Below are 22614 nucleotides of genomic sequence, written 5' to 3' on the forward strand. Positions count from 1 at the left end.
GAGGCGCAATGATCAGAGCCGCTTACGTTCTGGTGCTACTGATGCTGGCCATGAACGCCCCCCAGGCCGGGGTGTTCCGCTGTGAAACCGCAAACGGGGTGGTATTTACCGATCAACCCTGCAATGGCGAGGGGGAGCGTATCGAAATCCCCGACAACCGGATCGGCGGTCAACTGGACCGCAACCTGCCGCCGCCACAAGTCGAACCACCGACCGAGCAAGTCGACAAGGAGGTGTCGACCGAAGCGCCTTCAACCTGTCGGTTCATCAATTCCACCGATCTAAGGCGTCATATCGTCCGGGAGGAAGTGGTCCGGGGCATGACCCGGGAGAATGTCCGCCGGGCCTTTGGCAGTCCACCGGAAACCTACAGCAGCCCCCAGGAGGTCTGGATTTATCAGACCCGATATTACGGGGCTCTGTACGAACTGACCTACGTCTATTTCAGGGATGGCTGTGTGCAGCGGGTTGAGTACCGCAAACCCTGACCGCATCCAGCAACAGGTTGCGGGGGGTCAGGTCACGGTCGCAGAATTCGCCCAGCCGTACCTGGTAACCCTGCTCTTCCAGGAAGACGGCATAGTCGAGCACGATCCACAGTTCCAGGGGGCGTCGGAACAGGTGGCGCAGCAGTTCCTGGCGCCGGACCTGCTGCCAGCGCCGGGCGCCGAATTCGGACCAGTGATCGAACACAATGTTATCCGGCAGGACCAGTCCCTTCTTTTGCGCGGCCCAGTGACAGAACGCAGCAAACCCTTCATGCACCAGGCTTGGCGGGTGGGAAGGCACCGGCAGGTACTCATCACGTCCCCGAAGCTGACGTTGAAGGCCATCAAAGCCCAGACGCCATTGGCTGAACAAGCGGGCCTGTTTCCTCACACGGGTGGGCGCGGTCACCGTTTCCCGAACCGCCAGGCGTATGTCGCTACGGCTCAGTTCGAGGGTATCGACATCGGCTGCAGCACGACTCGACAATGGCCGATAAATTCCCGTCCCCGTCAGGTGGTAGCAACAGGGAGATACACTCAAACGCGGCAGGCTGGCCTCTGCGCCACGGCGGAGCAACTGTCGGTGCAGGTCCCCACAGGCGTGCAGGGCAACGCCGTGGACGCTCTCCGGCAGGGCAAGGTCCGGGGCCATCACATCCCGGCATTGCACCGACACCGAATCACCAAAATGCGCCGCCAGCCGGTTGCCGTCGCGCACCAGTTCGGCATTCCATTCATAACCCTGGACCGGCTCCGGACAGTCAGCCGCCAGAGTCCGCGACAGATGGCCCTTGCCACAGCACCAGTCCAGTATCGGCTGACTCAGTGGCCGAACCGCAGCCGCAAAGGCCCCGGACTGGAGTCGTTTCCGGCCCGGCATGTCAACGGCTTTAACTTCTGACAACGTGGCGCTCTGCACCGCCGCTGGCGAGGGCGACAAGACCGGCAGGGCTATCAGCCGCGCGTAGGATTTCAGTGACGGCAGATGCTCAGATGCCAGGCTTGCCAGCCTCTCCGTGTCATCATTCAGGCCCTCGCACTGACCGTCACTGAGCCCGGCCACCATTCGAGCCAGGCCCGGGTATTGCCGGGTCCATTCGGGCGCCGGCTCCATGAACGGCGCCGGCTGCCAGAGCGACCGATGCTGCAGCAACCAGTCGTTGAGCTCTCGCCAGCGGAGGTAAAAAGAGTCGGCGGGATCGTACATGTAGCTACTCGCTGAATCGCCCGGGACGGAAGGCATCGAGACAAACCGAAGGCGTTTCGCCATCAATCACCTGGGCGATCACATCGGCACTGCCGGCGGACAACGTCCACCCGAAGGTGCCGTGGCCGGTATTGAGAAACAGGTTGTCCCTCGGCCCCCGACCGATGATGGCGGGACCATCCGGTGTCATTGGACGAAATCCGGTCCAGGTTTCCGCGGCGTCCAGATCGGCACAGCCGGGGAACCGGGACATCACGGACTTCCGGATGGTCGCCAGTCGGGCCTCCGGGATATCGCGGTTGAAATCCGCCAGTTCCACAAATCCGGTGGCCCGAAGCCGATTACCGAGGCGGGTGGACACCACCTTGTAATTATCATCGTGGATGGTTGAAGCCGGAGCGCGGTCGGGATTGCTCAAGGGCGCGGTCAGGCTGTAGCCCTTGACCGGATAGATTGGCAGTTTCAGACCAAGGGGACGGACCAGGAAATCGGACCAGCAGCCGGCACTGATGACGAAGGCGTCGGCCTCAACACGCTCCCGCTCCCCATCCTGGCTCGTGAGCTCAATGGCCTGCACCGCGTGGTCATCGGCCACCAGGCGTTCCGCCTCAACCTGATACCGGAACCTCACGCCGTTGGCCTCACAGGCCCGGGCCAGGGCCTGTGAAAACTGGTGACAATCTCCGGTGCCATCGGTGTCATAACTCAGGGCGCCGTATAGGGGGCCGCCGCCCACCATGCCCGGTTCCGCTTCCCGGACCTGGTCCGGCGTCATCAGCCGGGAGGGAATACCCAGTTCCTTGAGCAGCTGATGAGTGCCTCGATAGCCCGCCAGCGCTTCCGGAGTACTGGCCAGATGCAGCAGGCCCTGGTGGCCGCCATCAAAGGCCAGGTCGAGTTGGTTTTCCAGGGCCAGGAACCGTTCCCGGCTGTGGATACCGAGGCGCAGCATGGCGCGCCGGTTCAATCCGAACAGACCGGGGGACCAGGCGTAGCGCAGGGTGGCGAACATGAACCGGACGGCCTCGACAGAAGGTGGCAGCCGCATTTTCAGCGGGCCATCCTGTTTCAGTAACCAGGGCAGAGCCTTGAACACCATTGCCGGATCCGACCACGGATAGACGACGCCGTAGGAACGTTGTGCGGCGTTACCCTTGCTGGTCTCGTTACCAGCCACATCGTGCCGTTCCAGTACGGTTACCTCATGGCCCCGGCGGTTCAGTTCGTAGGCCGTGGTTACCCCCACAACACCGCCACCCACTACAACTATGCGCATCTGCGCCTCCCTGTGTTGGTCTACTTAACGCCCTTGCTGGCCAGCAATCGACGGTACTCCTTCAGTACCGACTCGTCTTCCTTCGGGTAGTCCGGAGCCAGGCTCTGCAACTGCTCCGCCAGGATCGCCGCAACTATCGCCCGGGCCTGGGGTTTCCGATCACCTGGCACCACAAACCAGGGAGCCTCCCGGGAATGGGTCTGGGCCAAGGCTTCTTCGGCAAACTGCCCATACTGATCGCGTTTTTCCCAGCCATCAATATCGGATTTGTCGAATTTCCAGCGCTTGCGGGGTTTGTCCAGCCGTTTCAGCAAGCGACGGCGATGCTCGTCTTCCGAGAGATTCAGCCAGACCTTGACCACGGTTGTGCCCTCCTCCACCAGGTTCCGCTCAAAGTCCCGGATTGCGCGATAGCGGTTGCCCCAGTTGTAACTTTCGGGGTCATGAACCGGCCAGATCCGCTCGCTGATCACCGCCTCGTGGTGGCTGCGATTGAACGCGACCATCTCGCCGAAACCCGGCAGGAACGACACCACACGCCAGAGGAAATCATGGCGGGTTTCCGCCCCCTGGGGACGACTGAACGACCAGGCATGAAATCCAGCGGGATCGGCATAGGTCGCCAGGGTCCGAATCAGGCTATCCTTGCCACTGGTGTCCGGCCCGTGAAGCACCACCAGCAGTGCCCTACTCCGGTTGGCCCACAGCCGGCGCTGATATTCCCCGATCTCCTCAAGGCTGGACTCCAGGGCCGGCAGGGGATCGTCATCCTCCAGCAGCGAGGGGTAATCGCGGAACCGGGGCTTGCCGGGGTCATAAATCCAGGTCTTTGCAAATGCTGAAACGTGCATTCCGGAAACTCCCTATCGCTGTAATGTGCGTCAACAATCGTACAAGCTGGTAAACTGTGGTCGACCAAATTTTCAGGATAGCAGTCACAGCCCGACTGCGATGGAGCTGAACGCCCGGCAATGAGCAAAAAACGTCGCGAAATTCCCGTTTTCGATCATCCGATTATCGAAACCCACTGCCATCTGGACTACCTCAAGGATCGCCCGCTCGAGGAGACCCTGGATCAGAGTCAGCGGGTCAACATCGAGAAGGTGATCACCATTGCAGTGTCCCCGGACAACCTGGCCCGCGTCCGGGAACTGAGCCAGGCCGCACCGTGGGTTTATGGCACCCAGGGCATACACCCCCATGAGGCCGAAAGCTATTCCGATGCGGCCGAAGCGGAAATCCGTGCCCACGCCAGCGACGACAAGATCGTCGCCGTCGGCGAGATCGGGCTTGATTATTTCTACGACAATGCCGATCGGGACGTGCAACGGGAGGTATTCCGCCGCCAGCTCCAGATCGCCTGCGACCATGGCCAGCCTGTGGTCATCCACAGCCGTGAGGCCGACGACGACACCATCGACATTCTCCGGGACTTCGAGGAGACCCTCACCCGCCGAGGTGTGATCCACAGTTTCACCTCCGGCCCCGGACTCGCCCGCTACGCACTCGACCAGGGCTGGTGCCTGGGCTTTAACGGTATTACCACTTTTAACAAGGCAGAGAACGTGCGGGACATTGTGCGCATGTCGCCGATCGAGCAGATCCTGCTGGAGACCGATGCCCCCTTCCTGACGCCAGTGCCTTATCGGGGCCGCGAAAATGCCCCGTTCTACCTGCCCTTCGTGGCAGAAAAGATTGCCGAGGTGAAGGAACTGGCGCTGGAGGAAGTGTTAAGCAAGACCTACCAGAACAGTTTACGGACGTTTTTCCCGGCTCAATGATCAAGCGCGTTCCCATTTCGGCACTGAAGGTCGGCATGTACATCACCGACCTCAACAATGACTGGATTCCTCACAACAGCCAGCGTAAGCGCGGTGTCATCAAAAAAGAGGAAACCATCGAGAAAATCCGCCGGATGGGCGTGGCGTTTGTCTACATTGACGCCTCGAAGGGACTGGACACCCAGGATTCCGAAACCGCCACCGAGGTTGATCGGCGCAATGAAAGCGCACTTCAGAGTGCCGGTGAGCAGACACCCGGGCTTCGGGCGCAGGTGCCGATGGCAGAAGAGCTGGTCATCGCCCAGAAAATACACAGCCAGGCCCAGGGGCTCGTTGGCGACTTCATGAACAACGTGAAGATCGGTGGCGCCATCGATATTGCCCCCATTCACCAGTTGGCCGACGAGTTACAGAATTCGGTTTTGCGCAACGCCAACGCGCTGAGCTGCCTCGGGCGCATCCGGGAAAAGGACAACTACCTGTTGGAGCACTCGGTCAACCTGAGTGTTCTGATGTCACTGTTCGGCAACTACAGGGCGCTGCCGGGAGACGTTCTGCACCAGACCATTGTTGGCGCCCTGCTGCATGACCTTGGCAAGATCCTGACGCCCGACGAGATCCTGAACAAACCAGGCCGGCTGTCCGCTGAAGAGTTCGAGGTGATGAAACTGCACGCCCGCCATTCCCGGGACATTCTGTCCACCACCGAGGGCATTGGCGAACTGGCGGTCATCACCGCCGCACAACACCACGAACGCCTCGACGGTAGCGGCTACCCCGAGGGCCTGAGGGGCGACGAAATTTCCGTTTATGGCCGCATGGTTGCCATCACCGATGTCTACGATGCCATTACCGCCGACCGGGTCTACCACAAGGGCATGACACCAACCCAGGGGCTGAAGAAACTGCTGGAGTGGAGCGGCGATCACCTGGACCCGGATCTGGTCAAGCAATTCATCCGCTGCATTGGCCTGTACCCGGTTGGGGCCATGGTATTGCTGGAAAGCGGCCGACTGGGCGTGGTGGTGGAGGCCAATGAGCAGGATCAGCGCCTGCCCGTGGTCCGGGTTATGTACCACACCCGGTTCCGCATGCCGATCACGGTGGACACCGTGGACCTGGCCAAGCCAGGAGCCCAGGACCGCATTCTACGATCGGTGGACCCCGAGGACTACCGGATCGACGTTCGAAAATTTATGGTCTGAATGTCCGGTTACGCAGACCCTCTGCTAGGCTTCAAGTACCCCCCCTGACCGGACGCCGACATTCCGATGACTGACTCCATTTTCCAGATACTAGGTGGCGTGGCGCTGTTTCTGCTGGCTATGGAAATGATGACCGACGGTTTGAAGCATGCTGCCGGGCACCAGTTGCGCCACATGCTCGCGGACTGGACGAAAACCCCGCTGAAGGGATTTGGCACCGGGTTCTTGATCACGGGTATTGTGCAGTCCTCCAGCGCCGTCACCATTGCCACCATCGGCTTCGTCAACGCCGGACTACTGAGTCTCGGCCAGTCGCTTGGCGTGATTTTCGGCGCCAATGTCGGCACCACAATGACCGGGTGGCTGGTCAGCCTGGTGGGATTTGGCGTCAAGATTGAAGCGTTTGCCATGCCCATGCTCGCCATCGGCATGATGCTGAGACTGATCAGTTCCGGGCACCGGGGTAAAGCCGTGGGCGAGACGCTGGCCGGCTTTGCCCTGTTCTTCCTAGCGCTGGCGTTGCTTAAGGATTCCCTGGGAGTATTTACGGAAGGCGTTGACGGGGAGGGCATGCTGGGCCAGAACTACAGCCTGCCTATGTTTCTACTGTTCGGCTTTATGGCTACCTTGCTCACCCAATCCTCGAGCGCGGCCCTGGCCATCATTCTCAGCGCTGCCTCCAGCAACCTCCTGTCCATTGAGAGTGCGGCTGTCGCCGTCATCGGCACCAATCTGGGAACAACGTCTACCGCAGCCATTGCGGTTCTCAATGCGACGGCCAATGCCAGGCGGTTGGCGCTTGCGCACGTCACGTTCAATCTGGTGGCCGGAGCCATCGCCTTGGTCATCCTGCCGCTTCTGATCTGGCTGGCAACCGCACTGGCCCAATGGATTGAACTCGATGCCAGCCCGGCCGTTTCCCTGGCGCTGTTTCACACCCTGTTCAACGTCCTCGGCGCTGCCGTCATGTTGCCATTGGCACCCCGATTTTCCCGCTACCTGAGCCGCCTGTTCCGTAGCAAGGAAGAAGACAATGCGGAACCGCGCTACCTGGACGACACGCTGGTGACGACGCCGGAACTTGCCGTCGGGGCCGTGGATCAGGAAATGATACGCTTGATCAGTCTTACCCGCGGGATCCTGAGGGTCTGTGTCGACCGAGAAGACTTGAAGCCAGGCCAGATACAGCCGAAGTCCGAATCGGCCCTCAGCCTTAACGCCGCGATCACCGATTATATCTCCCGACTGCGTGCCGAAAAAATGCATCCCACCACGGTCGATGCCCTCACGCGAAGCATCCTGACCTGTCGCTATCTTGCCGAGGCCACCGACCTGGCACCAGCACTGTTACAGCTTCGAAAAGCCAGGCAACAACAAGAGCTTGCTCCCCTCAGGACCGTGTTGGAGCGTTATCTGGATGTGCTTCGTACGCTGATTGCCTCGGAGGACACGTCTCCCGGAACTTTTGACGATGCGGAGCAGACTTATCATCAATTGAAATCCTCCCTGCTCGAAATGGTCGTCAAGCGGGACGTGCCAACCAGCTCCGGAGACCGGTTACTGGACGATCTCAGCTCGGTGCGCCGGCTGTCCGACCAGTGGAACAAATCCCTGCAATGGAAGCCGGGAACTGACGCGCTCATCGAAGACGATCAGGCACTGTCGAGAAAGAACCGGCAATAACGGTTTTTGCCCTGCTGTTTGGCTCGATACATGGCCTGGTCAGCCTGGCGCAGGAGTTGGTCGCCATCCAGATCGGTCAACTGCGGGAACAGCGTGTAACCAATACTGGCGGATACCTCAACCGCATAATTCGACACCCAGACCGGGGCCGAAACCGATCGCAGCAACCGTGACAGCAACCCCTCCAGATCGTCCTCATCGGGCACATTAACCACCACAGCGGAGAACTCATCCCCCCCGAGACGGGCCAGCGTGTCCTCCTCCCTCAGGGCCAGACGCATCCGATTGGCAACCTGCACCAGCAACGTGTCGCCGGCTTCATGGCCAAAGGCGTCATTGACGGGCTTGAACTCATCCAGATCAATGTACACCACCGCGATTTTGTACTCCTGACGCCGAGCCTGGGCCATGGCCTGTTGCAGGCGATCAGCAAACAGAACGCGGTTGGGCAAGCCGGTGAGGGCATCGTAGTGCGCCAGGGTGAGCAGCTTCTGCTCCTGCTCTTTCAAACGGGTCACGTCACTGAAGATGCCGACAAAATGAGTGATATCTCCATTATCGTCCCGAACAGAGCTGATTGTTACCGCCAGGGCCATAGGTTCACCATCGCCCCGGGTGGCGGTGAATTCGCCGTGCCAGAACCCCTGGCTCCGGGCACTCTGAAACACGCTGCTGCCCTCATCGACGGGCAGGGGCGGCTGCCGTCCAATGATGCAGCTGCGCGGGCTTCGGGTGATCGAAACGTAGGCGTCATTCACGTCGACGACCGTACCGTGACGATCGGTGATGAATATGGCCTCCCGGGCATAGTCAAACACACTGGCGGCGAGTCGCTGTTTCTGCTCCGCCTGCTTGCGCCCGGTGATGTCGTACAGTGAGCACAACAGAAAAGGAATGGACTCGCTGGAGTCGTAGGCCGGTGCGATCGTCATATCGACCCAGACACTGGCGCCGTCGGCCCGTCGGAACACCCACTCGCCGTGGTTCACTTCCCCACCGCTGACCCGGTCGATAAGGGCTGTCATCTTCTGGCGGGACAGCTGGCCATCCGGCTGCAGCTCCGGAGAGAAGGCGGCGATATCCTTGCCCATCAGGGATTTTCCGGAAGCATAGCCGAACAAATCCACCGCTGACCGGTTGGTATCCACGAACACGCCGCCCTGAATGATCATCATGGGCTGGGGCCAGCTCATGATGAGCCGGCGCAAGCGTCCTTGCGCCACTGACAACTGGCGCGTCCGCTTTGCGAGCCACAACGTGCTGGTGACCAACAGCATCACCAGGACCAGTACCGTGAACACCCAAATCCGGTACTGATGAAGGGCATCAATCCAGGTGACTTCGGGCACCTTGTTGTAAGGTGCAATCCGCAGCTTGCGGGCCAGGTATTCCACCGACTGGTAATCCGCCGGCGGTGAGAAACCCGCAATCCCCGAAGCGCGGGCCACCGGGGTGTCAGCTTCCAGGGCAAACAAAGCGGAGGCCGCCCGACGGATAACACGGCTATCGACATGGGGGAGCGCAACCAACGGCCATTCCGGATACAGGCGTGTGGACACCCGGAACGGAAACCCCGTGAGACCCTGTTCGTTCACTACCCGAAACTGGTCCATCAGACCGGGCTGGCTCAGGTTCAGTTGCTCCAAAAGACCGGAACGAACAAAGCCGACATCGGCATCCCCGGTCAGTACGGCGCGAATCACCCGATCGTGACTGCCAACCAGTTTGATACGGTTGCTGCGGCGAACATCCAGTCCCGCCTCCATCAGTTCCAATACCTGAGCCTGGTACCCACCCAGAAAGTGTTCTCCGGGAGCAGCAATGCTTTTGCCACGGAGATCCTGGAGGCCATTGATATCCGTGCGCCCGGCACTGGTAATGATGACGCCGCCCAGGCTGGTCGTCGACGTTCCCTGCCAGGTCCGCACCATCGTGGCGAGCACCCCGGTCAGACTGCGTTCACTTCGAATCACCAGAAAGTGGCTGGGGTTGGTCGCGATGAAATCCAGCCGGTTGGACGCCAGGGCACGATCCATCTCGCTCTGGTTGAGCAACTGCAACTCGACGGGGTTACCGATCGCCTCCGAGAGATACTCGGCCAAGGGTTCGTACCTTTCGACCAAAATGGCCTCGGGTCGGGAGGCGAACACACCGAAAGTCAGCGTCGGCCCAGCCGCCCACGCCGCGGCCGGCAGCAGAACCCAAAGCGATACGACGAGGCGTAGAGTCCTCAAATGACACTCCGCGGCAGAAACGATGGGTCACAGAGCCGGCGGGAATCGGGCATCTGGCCGATCATGCCCTCGGTCGTCATGATATGCGCCAGGTTGCGTGCCATGAGTTCGACCCGACCGGTCGACGCGAGGTACCGCTGATTCGAGGCCAGATCGGGCAACATGACCGTCGCCAGGGCCTTCCGGATTGCAGCCGGCGATGTTTTGTGGCGACTCGCCACGCGGTAAACCGAATCATGCAGGTTGCGAACCAGATGCTGCAGCCCCGTAAAGTGAGCGGTCAGAAGGTCCCGGACCGCCTGGGGATCAGTCTCGGCGACCTGGCGGGTCACGACCAGCACGTCAAAAATGGTTTCAGGCAGGTCACCGCTGTCAAACAACCGGACGCCGCCCTGACTTTCGAGAACCGAAGAAACCGGCTCATAGGAGACCGAGGCGTCCACATCCCCGCGGTTCCAGGCGTCGACATGCTCATTCACCGGAAGATTCACTTGAACGATATCGTCACGACTCAGCCCCGCCTTCTCCAGAACCTTGATCAGCAGGATGCCGGACACGCCCGACAACTCGACGGCGACCCTGCGCCCCCGGAGCTCAGACAATTCTACAATGTCAGGCTTTACCATCAGCACATCAGCGCCGGCAGAGACATCCGTTACCCCGACAATAACCAGATCACCGCCCTGGTCCCTCACCCTCAGCATTTCGTCCAGGGTAAGGGCAGCACCCTCAAGCTCTCCGGCGAGCAGGCCGGCCATGGAATCCCCCGCTGCTTCCCCCTTGACCAATAGGACCGACTCGGGAAGCCAGCCGAACTCCTCGGCAAGATACAGGGATTCATAACCAATCCAGGGGTGGATTCCCAATCTCAGCGGTTGCGACCGCCCACACCCTGCAACACCGGTCGCCGCCATGGCAGCGGCAACAGAGAGTCCCAGAAAGTGGCGTCGGTGCATTGCTCAGTCCAGAGAGGAGAGGTTAACTTTTCTCAATCTTACTGTGTGCACTGTACCGGTAAAACCCTTACCTGCCCCGAAACACGCCAATTCAGCCCAACGACAGGAAAACCCCCATCATGACCGGTGACAGGAACGACAACAGAAAGCCCGAGGCAATGGCCACCGGAACACACGCCAGACCACCGCTGCTGCGTATCACCGGGAGGGTAAAATCCATCGCCGTGGCCCCGCCATAGCCGATCGCCATGGCAGGGCGAGTCGCGATCAGCAGCGGAATAATCGCCAGCGCGATGATTTCCCGCAGGACGTCATTGAGGAACGCAACGCCGCCCCAGGCCGGGCCCAGCGCCTCGCCGATCACAATGCCGGACAGCGAGTACCAGCCAAACCCTGAGGCCAGTGCCAGCACATCGTGCCAGGGCAAAGCGAGAACGGGGATCAGCAGAGCACCCGCCGCCAGAGAACTGAGTGTCAGGGCCACGGCAATCCCGAGACCCTGTCGATTCATCAGCAGCTTGCGCAGCGATAGCCCGGCATTGCGAAGCTGCAGTCCGATCAGGAACAACAACAGCATGAGCGACCAGGTGGCAACGTCTTCAACCAGAGGTACCGGCGGCAGCAGGAAATAGCCGGCGAGCAGGCCTAACAGGACCGCCAGCAACGGCTTGAGTCCAGCCATGAACAGTCGACGGTATCCCGGACTCTCGCCGCACTGGCCCTGTTCCGTCGCCATCGGCTGCAAGCGATGCAACAGCCAGAGCCCGGCCATGTTGGCCATGAACAGAACCACCACCAGCAACAGAACCTGGACCGCCATCCCCCCCAACTGGCTGGCCAGGCCCTCCATCTGCCCCAGCCCAAGGCCCAACAGACCGAGGATGAAATAGACAAGGATCTCGACCAAGTAGTGAATGACCGTCATTGCCCGACGGTTCTCCAATGGCAGGGCGAATCCCAGAAACAGGGGGGCGAGAATCAGCAAAGCACTGGTCAGCATGGTGTCCTCAGGCAGGATATGGGAAAGCGTCAATCAGACGAGGGGTTCGAACTGGTCGGGATCCAGCATGGGCCGGTCTGCACCAGTGCCTTGATCAAGTCGCAGGGTACGGGCCAGCCGTTGGGCGGTCACCGACCACACCACATAATCAGACGGGCGCGGTTCATAGCCGTTTCCCATCAGGGCGCCGGCGGTACTGCGCAGAACCGATTCTGCGCGGGCCAGGGTGGCCCAGGGGCCCTGGCAGTGCTGGCGTTGAGGCTGCCCCTGATCGGGGCCGGTAAGGGCCACCAGTGCCCAGGTACGCTCACCCACCGGCTTGATGAAGAGTTCCAGACGATGTTCCCGACGAACCATCACCAATGCCTTCAGGGGACCGCGACCATGAAAATAGTGCAGATTCATTTCAGACCCGCAGGGTGATCAGTGCAGCACATGGCCGGACCGATCCTGAACCAGCACCCAGGGCGCAATCACCACCGCCCAGAGTTCGGCATTGCTGTCGTACCAGGCCTGCGCCAGATCCGCCGGGATATCACCAACCTTGCCGTCCGTCATCCACTGCTGGAACCGGGCTTTGTTATCGGCTGCCAACTCGGTCGCGACATCCAGCAAATCCAATTCGGGGGCGACCCGAACGACTTGGCCGCGAGCAAAATAGGTTTGCAGATCGTGCCAGTGAATGCGGGAGGTTTCCAGGTTCAGCTTTGCTTTCAGCTCATCACTGGAGGGTTCAGACGACATGACGGGGCCTCAACAATGCCAGATGGTTCGTTCCCAACAGGGTAACCGAATCGCCGGCTGCGACACCAGTGCAAGCCGCCAGATTGCGTCATTCCGGACGTGCACTGGGGTCGAGGCTGGCCCAGATCTCGCGAATCCTGTCCGACAGCGCCATGGGGTCAAAGGGTTTGGGAATAACGGCCGCCGCGCCTTGGCCGAGATATCCGCTGACTTCATCCGGCTGCACCTTGGCAGTCATGAAGATCGCGGGCACCCGGGAAAAGCCAGGCAGCTGGCGAATCGCGCCCAGGGTAGAGGGACCGTCCATGCCCGGCATCATCACATCCAACACAATCAGCTGCGGCTGGAACGCTTCAATCGTTGCCAGGGCATTGTGGCCGGAAGCGCAGGTTTTCAGGGTAAATCCACCCACCGCTTCCAGGGCAAGTTCGGCCACCGCACGGATGTCCTCCTCGTCTTCGACCAACATGATTCGCTCAAGCTCGACACCCGTTTCCGCCATCTTAACTCCCATCGTTGCCTTGCCCCTTTTCCTGACCAGCTGCCTGCCAGTCTTCCAGTCCGAGCTGTCGCAACAGTCTGCTGCGTTCCGCCTCGGGCGTCGTATCATTGACCATCAACGCCGCCGCCCGCATGATCAGGCGGTCCTGGGTGACGTTTTCACGGGACACATAGTGAACCGCACCAATCAATTGCCTGAGCTCCAGTGGCAGACGCCACTGCACCTTCAGCCGGTTGCCGTAGGGCTGGGCCCAGTCCCGAATCGCCTGTTCTGTCTGCTTGTCGCCCAGGGTGCCACCCTGCTTCAGGTACTGATCCACCACTTTCAGCACGGCAAGTTCGCCCATACGGCTCAGCAAACCGGCGGTCTGGAACTGCGCGGACTTTTTCCCCAAGGCCAGCGCCATCCTCTGTGCCTCAAGGCCCACAGCCTCAGCCCGTTGCTGAAAGTCCACGGCCAGGTCGGTCAATAACCCCGAAGAGAACGCCGCACTGACGTCCAGCGATAACGCCAGCGCCTGATTCAGCGCCATGGGCACACCCATCGACGAAATCGCGTCGCGCAGATTTACCAGCGGGGTGCCGGTTCTACGGAACGAGGACCGGTTGGCGACGTCCAGTAACCGGCTACACAGCGAGGCGTCATTCTGCCACCGCTCCGCCAGTTGAGCAGCCGCCAGGCCCTCAGCACGGGCCATAAGATCAATCACACTGGCGGCATCGGTTTTCGCCGGGAGCTGAATAACCGAATCGAGGCCGCCTGAGAGCATCTCATCCAGGGAGGTAACGTCGGAGGTACCCTCGGGCAGGGCCTTGCCGACCATCGCCAGCAGGCGCTCGTGCAACATCTCGACCTTGAACGGTTTGCTGATATAGCCGTTTATCCGGTAATGCGCCGCCTTGAGAATGGACTCCCGATCGGCACGCCCGGTAATCATCACAATGGCCACGTCCCGGTCCGTGGCCCGGACCTGACGGACGATTTCCAGACCCGAACCGTCCGGAAGATTCCAGTCGACAACCAACAGCCCCGGCTTTTTTTGCTGCCAGAGCGCTATGGCTTCCTGAAAACCGGCAGCCTTGGAGACGGTCATGGCCGGGTGCAGTCCCGCAACCACGGTTTCCAGCAGGTCGGCCATCAGATCGTCATCTTCTACAATCAGGGCATCCATCACTCAGCTGACCGTCCCTGCCGGTTCCGGTTCGTCACCACTGACCATAACCCCATTGCGCCCGCTCTGCTTGCGCCGGTACAGAGCCTGATCCGCCGCCTCAAGGGCATCGTCACCGGTCGGAGAATTCTGGAGTGGCGCTACCCCCACGCTCAGGGTGACGGTGAATTCCTGGCCATTAGCAGTGAAAATAATCCCGGCCATGTGATCGCACACGGATTGCAGGACCTGGCGGGCATTCTCGACGGAGCAATCGGGCAGCGCTACGACAAACTCCTCCCCGCCATAGCGGCCGATGACGTCGGACTTTCGGAGCCGATGTCGCAACAGGTTCGCCAGCCCCTTGATGACCAAATCACCGGTTCTGTGGCCGTAGCGATCATTGACCTGCTTGAAATGATCAAGGTCGAGCATGGCGACCACGGACTGCTGACCCAGGCGCTGACAACGGGCATGCTCTTTCTGGATTTCAAATTTGGCGACCGAATGCTTGAGCAGCCCGGTCAGACTGTCCCTTGAGGCCAGCTTGCCCAGTTGCCGGGCGCGGTAACACCTGACTTTCACAGCACGCAGCAGGAAGGCGTCTGACACCGGCTTGGTCAGAAAATCATCCCCCCCTTTGGCGAGGGCGGCGACCTGGAATTCCCGGTCTTCCTCCGATGACAGGAAGATGATGGGCAAGCCCAGCCATTCCGGATCAAAACGCAGCATTCGGGCAAGGTTGGGGCCCGTAAAGGTCCCCATCTGCACATCCATCAGCACGATGTCCGGCCTGAACTCTGACAGGACGCTCAGAATCTCCGCCGGTTTGTTCACTCGCCGGACTTCCATTCCGCCCTCTTCCAGCACCAATCCGTAGTGCTCCAGCAGCTCGGGATCATCGTCCACGATCATCACCCGGCCGGAACCACCTTCATCGCGCTCCGTAATAAGCCGTTCCATGTAGTCCGCAAGCACCGGGATGTCCACCGGCTCGCACACGAACCCATCAACGCCGCGCTCAGCGAGCCGGTACCGCTGGCTGAAAGAATCCCCGGCACCCACGCAGATGATCGGAGGCTTGTCAGCAACTGAACCGAGTTGCCGGCTCTCCCGGATCACCAGATCGTCCCTGACCACCATCACCGAAACGCCGGCCAACCCGTTCACCACGGCACTCTCGACTGAAGGAAAAATGTTGGCCAGAAACCCGTGAAACTCCAGACCACAGGCAAGATCCCGGGCAGCATCCTGATCCGGATCCACGATCAGCACCACCGACTCTTCCGAGCGCTCGGCCGACGCCCGCGGCGAGGCGTCGTCACCGGTCAGGGGCGCGCCCTGCTCCAAAGACAGCAGACTTTCCAGCTGAGCCACCCGGTCCACGAACGCCTGGTTGACGACGTCCCGTCCCTGCTCAGCCGCTATGGCCGAGCCCGATGAATCGTCATCCATGTCGGCCAGCGGCTTCAGCATGATCTCCAACGACCGCGCTTCCTCACCCAGAGCACTGAAGCCAAACGTGCCTGCCGACCCCGCCAGCCGGTGGAGAGAGTGGTAGACGGACGCGATGTCGCTGGCGCTGAAATCACCTGCCCGGAACCGGTCCGCCGCTGCCCGCAAGAGACCAATGTCCGTCGTTGCTTTTTCCTTGAACCGCAGCTTGAGAAGTTCCAGCTTCCGTGCAACTTCAGAATTTTTCTCTTCAGGCATGGTTGTTCAGTGTAATCTGCTCCAGAATTCGTGTGTGCCAGATTCAAAGACATCAAAGCAATATTTTCGGCAAAGTACCAGTAAGGAAGTCGGTTTGCGTTCATTTTCACTGGGCACGCGCCTTGCCCTGATCATTCTGGTCGGAACCATCGCGACGGTCGGGTCGGTGCTCTTGATTGCCTACGGTGCCCTGGTCGACGATTTCGAGACCATTCTGACCGAACGACAGCTGTACGAAACCCGCCGGATTTCCGCGGAAGTTGACCAGCGGCTGCAGTTAAAGCTCGATGTTCTGTCGGAATCCGCCAGCATGCTCAGCGATGGCGACCGGCTTCACAACCAGAACGAGATCGCCGAACAGCTCGAGCGCCAGAGACTGCTGCAATCCCTTTTCCCGGACGGCATTCTGGTGTTCGATGAAAAGGCAACGGCCATCGCCCAGACTCTGTTTGTGCCCGGGCGCATCGGCACCAACTATGCTGACCGGCAACACTTCAAGGAGGCCATCGAAACCCGGCAACCGGTGATCAGCCGGCCCATTATCGGTCGGACCACCGGCGTCCCGCTGATTTCCTTCATCGCGCCCATCGAAACGGATGACGGCGACCTGCTGGGATTCCTTGGCGGCACCATTAATCTCGGTGAAACCAGCATCCTCCCCGCAGCCATGCTGAGGGAAATTGCCAACGACGATGCCACGTTCAAGGTCATTGATTCCGACAACTTCCTGTACATCGAGGGCGGACCGGAACCGGAGAGCGACATCCAGTCTCTGCCGGACCCCGGCACAGACCCGCTGATTGACGCGGCACTGTCCGGTATCCGGTTTGGCCAGACCCAGGGGCCGGCTGGTCAGGACCTGATTTATGCCACCAGCCACCTCCAGAAGCTCGGCTGGCAGTTTATACGTGCCGTACCCTACGAATGGGCCACAGCACCGGCGAAGGAATCGTTCGCCCGCTTTTTCGGGATCAGTCTTGGCATTGCCGTCCTGATTTCGCTGATCAGCTACTGGCTCAGCCGGTCGGCGACCAACCGCCTTGACCGCATGACCCAAAAGATCGAGAACATGGTGAAACACCCCTCCGAGGCGGCAAGACTGGCCCCCGCCGGCCCGGGTGAAGTCCGCAACCTGGCCCTGGCGTTCAACCGCCTGATGGACGAGCGCGATGCCATCAGCCAGATGAAGGAACAGTTTGTTTCCAATGTCAGCCACGAACTGCGCACACCCCTGACCTCCATCAACGGCGCGCTGAGACTGATTCAGTCCGGGGCGACGGGCGAGCTGCCGGAGAAGGCTCAGCAGATGAACACACTGGCGCTTCGCAACGGCGAGCGGCTGCAGCTTCTGATTTCGGACTTGCTGGATTTCAGCAAACTGTCTGCGGGCCAGATGTCGGTCACGCTGGCCCGGGAACCGCTACAACCGATCATCGAAGCGGCGGTCTCCGGCAATCAGGCCATGGCCAGCGATCACGACATCACGCTGACAGCCACGTGTGATCCCGAGCGCGCCGTGGTCGCGGACCCCCACCGTTTGCGCCAGATACTCGACAACTTTGTCAGCAATGCCATTAAATTCTCACCAGCCCGGGGAACGGTGGAGATCCGGGTTGAGGACGGAGACGCCGGGTCGCTTAGGATCACCGTTCAGGACAGCGGTGAGGGCGTGCCGGAAACATTTGTGGAGCGCCTGTTCGAGCGCTTTTCGCAGGCTGAGGCCGGCACCACCAGATCGACAGCCGGCACCGGGCTCGGGTTGGCCATCTGCCGTGAGCTCAGCATTCTGATGCAGGGCCGAATCGGTTACTACTACGAACAGGGTGCCAATTTCTGGATTGAGCTCCCCACCGCCGAACAAGAGAACTGAACACACCATGAAAGCGCCGGAATTCACCGCACATGAACAGGAGCGCCAGGCCGCGCTTGACCGGTCCGGGCTATTGGACTCCAGCCCCGAGGAACGATTCGACCGTTTCACCCGCATAGCCTGCAAGATGTTCGATGTGCCAATTGCGCTGGTCAGTCTGGTCGACCGGAACCGGCAATGGTTCAAGTCCTGTCAGGGCCTGACGACGCCGGAAACCCCCAGGGACATCTCCTTCTGTGGCCACGCCATCCTGCATTCGGACGTTTTCGTCATTGAGGACACACTCCATGACAGCCGCTTCAATGACAATCCGCTGGTTACCGAAGCGCCCTTTATCCGATTCTACGCCGGTGCCCCGCTGCACAGCGCCGACGGTTTCAGACTGGGCACGCTGTGCCTGATTGACCGCAAACCACGCCGGTTCAGTGAGGATGATCAGACCCTGTTACGGGAACTGGCCGATTGTGTAGAGCGTGAGATCAACCTGCAGGCCGCCTCAGACTTTTACCAGGATCTCCGGCAGAGCGAGCGGCGGGCCCGGGCGGTGATTGATGGGACCCGGGTCGGAACCTGGGAATGGAATGTCCAGACCGGAGAAACCGTCTTTAATGAGCGCTGGGCCCAGATTTGCGGCTATCGCCTCGAAGAGCTGGAGCCGGTCAGTATCCAGACCTGGCTCAACCTGGCGCATCCCGAGGATTTGCCGGAATCCGAGCGCCTGCTCAACGCCCATTTTGCCGGCGAACTTGACGAATATGACTATCGCTGTCGCATGCGGCACAAGAATGGGCATTGGGTCTGGGTTCACGACCGGGGCCGGGTATTCGAGTGGACCGGGGATGGCGCCCCCCTGAGGATGTACGGCACCCATGCCGATATCACCGCCGAGATGGCCAACCTCGAAAAAATGCAGCAGCAGAATACGGCGCTGAGCATCCTGAACGATCTGGCCCTGGACCCGGAAACAGACGATGACGTCCGCATCCGCAAGGCCCTGAGCCTGGGCGCCGACTACCTGAACATGCCCCTGGCCATTGTCAGCGAGATCACCAGCAGCGTATACACCATCCGGTGGTTCGATGCACCGGCCGACGCCGGACTCGAGGCCGGACTGAGCTTTTCCCTCGCCGACACCTACTGCTCGATCATGGTGGAACAGGATGACAGCCTCTCCATTGACCACATGGCACGCTCTCCCTACCGGGACCTTCCCTGCTACGAGCTTTTTGGCCTCGAAAGCTACGTCGCCGCGCCGATCTACCTTCATGACCGGCTGTTCGGCACGCTTAACTTTTCCTCGCCCACGCCACGGGAGCATGGCTTCTCTGAGACCGAAGTCACCTTTGTCACCCTGCTGGCGCGCTGGGTCGCCGGCGTCCTCGAGCGACGTATCAGCGTGCAGACCCTGACCAAACTGGTCGAGCAGACGCCGGGCATGCTGTACCAGTACCGGTTATGGCCGGACGGCTCGTCGGCCTTTCCGTTTTCCGGTCCGGGCATCCGGGAAATCTACGGCGTCGAGAGCGGGGATGTTGCCGACGATGCGTCGGCGGTATTCAGTCGCATCCATCCGGACGATCTTGACGCAGTGGGCGCAAGCATCAACGAGTCGGCCCAGCGGCTTTCCGTGTGGCAACAGCAATACCGTACACACCGGGGCGATGGCGATTGGCGCTGGGTCGAGGGGCGGGCCACACCGGAACTGCTGGCCGACAAGAGCATCATGTGGCACGGCTACATCGCCGATATCGACGACAAAAAACGGATCCAGCTGGCCCTGCAGGAAAGCGAGGAAGAACTGCGACGCCTGTTCGAGCTGTCACCCATTGGTATCGCCCTGAATGACTATCGTCAAACCCGTTTTCTGGATGTAAACCAGGCACTGCTGAAGCCAACGGGATACAGCCGGGACGAGTTCATGGCACTGGACTTCAAAAACCTGCTCTCCGGCGGGTTCGTCGGCATGCGGGATCGCGCGTTATCGCAACTCCAGGAGACGGGGCGCTTCGGCCCATTCGAACAGAACATCCTGCGCAAGGACGGCTCCAGCTATCCGGCGGTTATCCAGGGTCTGCGGATCACCAACTCCTCCGGCCGCACGCTGGTCTGGTCGCTGATTGAGGATATTTCCGAGCGCAAGAAGGTGGAACGGATGAAAAACGAGTTCATTTCCACCGTCAGCCACGAGCTACGCACCCCCCTGACCTCCATCGCCGGGTCGCTCGGCCTCATTGCCGGCGGTGCCCTGGGCCCGCTGCCCGAGCAGGTGAAGCGAATGATCTCCATTGCCGCCCGGAACAGCGACCAGTTAAAGCAACTCATTGACGACCTGCTGGACATGGAGAAGCTGGTTTCCGGCCGCATGAAGATTCGGCTGCAATGGCAAACTCTCAGCCCTGCGATTCAGGACTGCATTGACCGTATGCACACCTATGCGGTTGACCGGCAGGTTTCGGTCCGCTTCGAGGACCACTATGCGGACCAGGAGCTTCAGGTGGATCGCCAACGCCTTGAGCAGGCGCTGGCCAACCTGTTGTCCAACGCCATCAAGTTTTCCCCCGAACAGAGCGAGGTGGTCGTTGAAACCCGATTGAAAGAAGGGCAGTTCCGCATCCAGGTCTCCGACCGGGGGCCCGGCGTACCCGACAGTTTCCGCAGCCGGATATTCCAGAAGTTTGCCCAGGCCGACAGCTCCGACACCCGGGGACGGGGCGGCACCGGTCTTGGGCTGGCCATCACCCGGGAAATCATGACCCAGATGGGCGGCGGAGTTGGTTTCGAATCGGTGGAGGGCCGGGGCGCGAGCTTCTGGCTCGACATTCCGCTCCGCTAGCGGCCATTGAGCACAAAACCATGAAAACAAGAAATCAGGACAAACTGTTTCATTGGCTGATCTGGGCGGCCCGGATTGGCATTCTGCTGCTGATGATCGCCGTGGCCCTGTCTCTGGATTCCGCCGGCACCGCCCGACATCAAACCGACGTCAGGCACCAGTGGCAGGAGCGACTCGACGAGCTCAGCCTGCGGCTCCAGAGCACCATCCTGCAGAATATTCAGACCGTCTGGGGTCTGGCAGCGAATGTCGCCGTGCAACCCGACATTGATGAGCAGCGCTTCCGGGAACTGGCCTCGGTCATCTTCAGGCTGGCACCGGAGCTCCGGAATATCGGACTGGCCCCCGACTTTGTTATTCGCCATATCTACCCCCTCGAAGGAAACGAATCTGCCCTGGGGCTGGATCTGACGGCCAAGAGTCTCTCACCCGAGCAAATCCGGCGGATGCTGGTAAATCGGCAGGTGGTTTACAGCGGGCCGATCGACCTCGTGCAGGGCGGCCAGGGGCTCGCCGGACGGATCCCCATATTCGAGAGCCAGACCGGGGAATTCTGGGGCGTGACGTCCGTCATCCTGGACCTGGACCGCCTCTACCATACCGCGGGCCTGGTCCCGTTTGCAGACGACATGACGTTCGGACTGTCCACGTCAGAGGATCCCGCTGACCGTGCCGCAATGTTCCTGGGGACCGAGCCAGCCACGTGGCACAACCCCGTCACAACCAGCCTGAATATGCCAGGCACCCGATGGACCCTCTTTGCCGAGCCTGACACCGGCTGGCCAAACCATCCGGAATCCCCCCTGCTGGTAAGGGGTCTGCTGACCCTGATGGTACTGTTGGTGACCTCCGGTACGTTCTGGCTTACCAGCCTGATGCTGAAAGACCGGAAAATGCAACGCCGGTTCAAGGGCCTGTTTGAGCTCGCACCCATTGGCATAGGGCTATACAGTGCTCACCGGGGAGAGCTGCTGCAGGCCAACCGCGCCTTCGAACGCAGTTTTGGCAAGGCGGCGCAGTCGTTGGACTATTTCGACAATGCTTTCGATCAGGACGGCAAGCTCCGGACCGCCGGACCGGGCATTCGGGACACCCTGAAGAAAAATTTCCGGTTCAGTGGCCTCGAAGGTTATTTCCCGAATCCGGAGCAGCAGATGGTGCCGGTGATGCTCCAGGGCCTTCAGCTCGATAGCCACGACAGCGAATCCGTGATCTGGCTCATCACCGAAGACATTTCCGAACAGAAAAAAGTGGATCGCCTGAAAAGCGAGTTCATCTCGACGGTCAGCCATGAGTTGCGAACCCCGCTTACCTCGATATCCGGCTCGCTGGGGCTACTGGCCAATAACGCCGCGGGCGAGCTGCCTGAGAGCGCGTCCCGGCTGGCACAGATTGCCTACCGCAACAGCCGGCAACTAACCATGCTGATCAACGACTTACTGGACATCGAGAAACTCGCGGCGGGCAAGATGCCCTTCAAGCTCGGAGATCACACTTTGCCCGAACTCGTTCGCGAATGCGTTGAGAACATCGAACCCTTCGCCCGGGAACGCCAGGTCCAAATTCACACTGGCGAACTTGCCGGGGCGACGGTCCGGGTGGACCGGCAACGGTTCGATCAGGCCGCCACCAATTTGCTGTCCAACGCCATCAAGTTCTCGCCCGAGGGCGCCAGCGTGGAGGTCTTTACCGAGCAGCAAGGTGACCGGATACGTCTGTGCGTCAGGGATTACGGAGAAGGCGTGCCCCAGGGATTCCGGGAACAGATCTTCCAGAAATTCTCCCAGGCTGACGGCTCCGACCGCAGGGCAAAGGGCGGCACTGGCCTGGGACTCGCCATTACGCGGGAGCTGATGGCCAACATGAATGGCAAGGTTGACTATCGGTCGACACCCGGAGAGGGCGCCTTGTTCTGGCTTGAACTGCCGGCGGCCTCCCTGGTGATGAGAGACCAGGCGGACTGAGGCCCGGC

At 60.6% G+C, this 22614-nt stretch carries 18 protein-coding genes; 7 read left to right on the forward strand and 11 right to left on the reverse strand.

The window, feature by feature from the left end:
* The first annotated feature begins 8 nt into the window (after positions 1–8).
* Positions 9–488, forward strand: a complete 480-nt coding sequence (locus tag KZO34_RS08805; RefSeq protein ID WP_219475792.1) for a DUF4124 domain-containing protein — start codon at positions 9–11, stop codon at positions 486–488.
* On the opposite strand, the gene KZO34_RS08810 is transcribed toward KZO34_RS08805, so the two are convergent.
* From KZO34_RS08810 to KZO34_RS08820, 3 genes are read right to left on the reverse strand one after another with little or no spacing between them, the layout of a single operon-like run.
* Positions 445–1758 carry a methyltransferase gene (locus KZO34_RS08810; RefSeq protein ID WP_308318784.1) on the reverse strand — a complete coding sequence of 438 codons (1314 nt, stop codon included), beginning with the start codon at positions 1756–1758 and terminating at the stop codon, positions 445–447. The genes KZO34_RS08805 and KZO34_RS08810 overlap by 44 nt on opposite strands.
* A complete protein-coding gene (locus tag KZO34_RS08815) occupies positions 1700–2971 on the reverse strand; it encodes a D-amino acid dehydrogenase (protein WP_219475793.1) in 1272 nt (423 codons plus the stop codon). The genes KZO34_RS08810 and KZO34_RS08815 overlap by 59 nt, the downstream gene beginning before the upstream one ends.
* A gap of 20 nt (positions 2972–2991) precedes the next feature.
* Positions 2992–3822, reverse strand: a complete 831-nt coding sequence (locus KZO34_RS08820; RefSeq protein ID WP_219475794.1) for a polyphosphate kinase 2 family protein — start codon at positions 3820–3822, stop codon at positions 2992–2994.
* A gap of 120 nt (positions 3823–3942) precedes the next feature.
* On the opposite strand from KZO34_RS08820, the gene KZO34_RS08825 reads away from it, so the two are divergent.
* The 3 genes from KZO34_RS08825 (at position 3943) to KZO34_RS08835 (ending at position 7640) form a co-directional block, all read left to right on the forward strand.
* Positions 3943–4752: a TatD family hydrolase gene (locus KZO34_RS08825; RefSeq protein ID WP_219475795.1), complete on the forward strand. Its 810-nt coding sequence runs from the start codon at positions 3943–3945 to the stop codon at positions 4750–4752.
* The gene (locus KZO34_RS08830; protein WP_219475797.1) at positions 4749–5957 is read left to right on the forward strand and encodes an HD-GYP domain-containing protein; all 1209 of its coding nucleotides are present in this window, start codon (positions 4749–4751) and stop codon (positions 5955–5957) included. Before KZO34_RS08825 ends, KZO34_RS08830 begins: the two co-directional genes overlap by 4 nt.
* 66 nt (positions 5958–6023) lie before the next feature.
* Positions 6024–7640 (forward strand): Na/Pi cotransporter family protein, encoded by a 1617-nt coding sequence (locus KZO34_RS08835; protein ID WP_219475799.1) that lies wholly within the window; start codon positions 6024–6026, stop codon positions 7638–7640.
* Here KZO34_RS08835 and KZO34_RS08840 read toward each other — a convergent pair.
* The 8 genes from KZO34_RS08840 to KZO34_RS08875 form a co-directional block, all read right to left on the reverse strand.
* Entirely contained in the window at positions 7610–9874 is a 2265-nt protein-coding gene (locus tag KZO34_RS08840) for a diguanylate cyclase domain-containing protein (RefSeq protein ID WP_219475802.1), read from the reverse strand. The genes KZO34_RS08835 and KZO34_RS08840 overlap by 31 nt on opposite strands.
* The gene (locus KZO34_RS08845) at positions 9871–10830 is read right to left on the reverse strand and encodes an ABC transporter substrate-binding protein (protein ID WP_219475804.1); all 960 of its coding nucleotides are present in this window, start codon (positions 10828–10830) and stop codon (positions 9871–9873) included. The genes KZO34_RS08840 and KZO34_RS08845 overlap by 4 nt, the downstream gene beginning before the upstream one ends.
* Positions 10831–10921: 91 nt before the next feature.
* Positions 10922–11830, reverse strand: a complete 909-nt coding sequence (locus KZO34_RS08850) for a LysO family transporter (protein ID WP_219475806.1) — start codon at positions 11828–11830, stop codon at positions 10922–10924.
* Positions 11831–11863: 33 nt separating this feature from the next.
* Positions 11864–12235 carry a PA4575 family protein gene (locus KZO34_RS08855; protein ID WP_219475808.1) on the reverse strand — a complete coding sequence of 124 codons (372 nt, stop codon included), beginning with the start codon at positions 12233–12235 and terminating at the stop codon, positions 11864–11866.
* A gap of 18 nt (positions 12236–12253) precedes the next feature.
* Positions 12254–12574, reverse strand: coding sequence for a DUF2288 domain-containing protein (locus tag KZO34_RS08860; RefSeq protein ID WP_219475811.1), 321 nt, complete (start codon positions 12572–12574; stop codon positions 12254–12256).
* Positions 12575–12662: 88 nt separating this feature from the next.
* Positions 12663–13076 carry a response regulator gene (locus KZO34_RS08865; RefSeq protein ID WP_219475812.1) on the reverse strand — a complete coding sequence of 138 codons (414 nt, stop codon included), beginning with the start codon at positions 13074–13076 and terminating at the stop codon, positions 12663–12665.
* Between the two features lies 1 nt (position 13077).
* Positions 13078–14247, reverse strand: a complete 1170-nt coding sequence (locus KZO34_RS08870) for a response regulator (protein WP_219475813.1) — start codon at positions 14245–14247, stop codon at positions 13078–13080.
* 3 nt (positions 14248–14250) lie between these two features.
* A complete protein-coding gene (locus KZO34_RS08875) occupies positions 14251–15939 on the reverse strand; it encodes a diguanylate cyclase (protein ID WP_219475815.1) in 1689 nt (562 codons plus the stop codon).
* Between the two features lie 94 nt (positions 15940–16033).
* Here KZO34_RS08875 and KZO34_RS08880 point away from each other — a divergent pair, with 94 nt between their 5' ends.
* Genes KZO34_RS08880 through KZO34_RS08890 form a run of 3 tightly spaced genes read left to right on the forward strand, consistent with a single transcriptional unit; the run spans position 16034 to position 22606 of the window.
* The gene (locus KZO34_RS08880; RefSeq protein WP_219475816.1) at positions 16034–17809 is read left to right on the forward strand and encodes a sensor histidine kinase; all 1776 of its coding nucleotides are present in this window, start codon (positions 16034–16036) and stop codon (positions 17807–17809) included.
* Positions 17810–17816: 7 nt separating this feature from the next.
* Positions 17817–20642 (forward strand): PAS domain-containing protein, encoded by a 2826-nt coding sequence (locus KZO34_RS08885; protein ID WP_219475817.1) that lies wholly within the window; start codon positions 17817–17819, stop codon positions 20640–20642.
* A 20-nt stretch (positions 20643–20662) separates the two neighbouring features.
* Entirely contained in the window at positions 20663–22606 is a 1944-nt protein-coding gene (locus tag KZO34_RS08890) for a sensor histidine kinase (RefSeq protein ID WP_219475818.1), read from the forward strand.
* Positions 22607–22614: the final 8 nt, after the last annotated feature.

The organism is Marinobacter sp. F4206 (assembly GCF_019392195.1).
In the GTDB taxonomy this organism is placed as follows: domain Bacteria; phylum Pseudomonadota; class Gammaproteobacteria; order Pseudomonadales; family Oleiphilaceae; genus Marinobacter.

Coding starts and splice junctions, on each gene's coding strand:
- KZO34_RS08805 (WP_219475792.1), top strand. CDS start 9: ATGATCAGAGCCGCTTACGTTCTGGTGCTACTGATGCTGGCCATGAAC.
- KZO34_RS08810 (WP_308318784.1), bottom strand. CDS start 1,758: ATGGCGAAACGCCTTCGGTTTGTCTCGATGCCTTCCGTCCCGGGCGAT.
- KZO34_RS08815 (WP_219475793.1), bottom strand. CDS start 2,971: ATGCGCATAGTTGTAGTGGGTGGCGGTGTTGTGGGGGTAACCACGGCC.
- KZO34_RS08820 (WP_219475794.1), bottom strand. CDS start 3,822: ATGCACGTTTCAGCATTTGCAAAGACCTGGATTTATGACCCCGGCAAG.
- KZO34_RS08825 (WP_219475795.1), top strand. CDS start 3,943: ATGAGCAAAAAACGTCGCGAAATTCCCGTTTTCGATCATCCGATTATC.
- KZO34_RS08830 (WP_219475797.1), top strand. CDS start 4,749: ATGATCAAGCGCGTTCCCATTTCGGCACTGAAGGTCGGCATGTACATC.
- KZO34_RS08835 (WP_219475799.1), top strand. CDS start 6,024: ATGACTGACTCCATTTTCCAGATACTAGGTGGCGTGGCGCTGTTTCTG.
- KZO34_RS08845 (WP_219475804.1), bottom strand. CDS start 10,830: ATGCACCGACGCCACTTTCTGGGACTCTCTGTTGCCGCTGCCATGGCG.
- KZO34_RS08850 (WP_219475806.1), bottom strand. CDS start 11,830: ATGCTGACCAGTGCTTTGCTGATTCTCGCCCCCCTGTTTCTGGGATTC.
- KZO34_RS08855 (WP_219475808.1), bottom strand. CDS start 12,235: ATGAATCTGCACTATTTTCATGGTCGCGGTCCCCTGAAGGCATTGGTG.
- KZO34_RS08860 (WP_219475811.1), bottom strand. CDS start 12,574: ATGTCGTCTGAACCCTCCAGTGATGAGCTGAAAGCAAAGCTGAACCTG.
- KZO34_RS08865 (WP_219475812.1), bottom strand. CDS start 13,076: ATGGCGGAAACGGGTGTCGAGCTTGAGCGAATCATGTTGGTCGAAGAC.
- KZO34_RS08870 (WP_219475813.1), bottom strand. CDS start 14,247: ATGGATGCCCTGATTGTAGAAGATGACGATCTGATGGCCGACCTGCTG.
- KZO34_RS08875 (WP_219475815.1), bottom strand. CDS start 15,939: ATGCCTGAAGAGAAAAATTCTGAAGTTGCACGGAAGCTGGAACTTCTC.
- KZO34_RS08885 (WP_219475817.1), top strand. CDS start 17,817: ATGAAAGCGCCGGAATTCACCGCACATGAACAGGAGCGCCAGGCCGCG.
- KZO34_RS08890 (WP_219475818.1), top strand. CDS start 20,663: ATGAAAACAAGAAATCAGGACAAACTGTTTCATTGGCTGATCTGGGCG.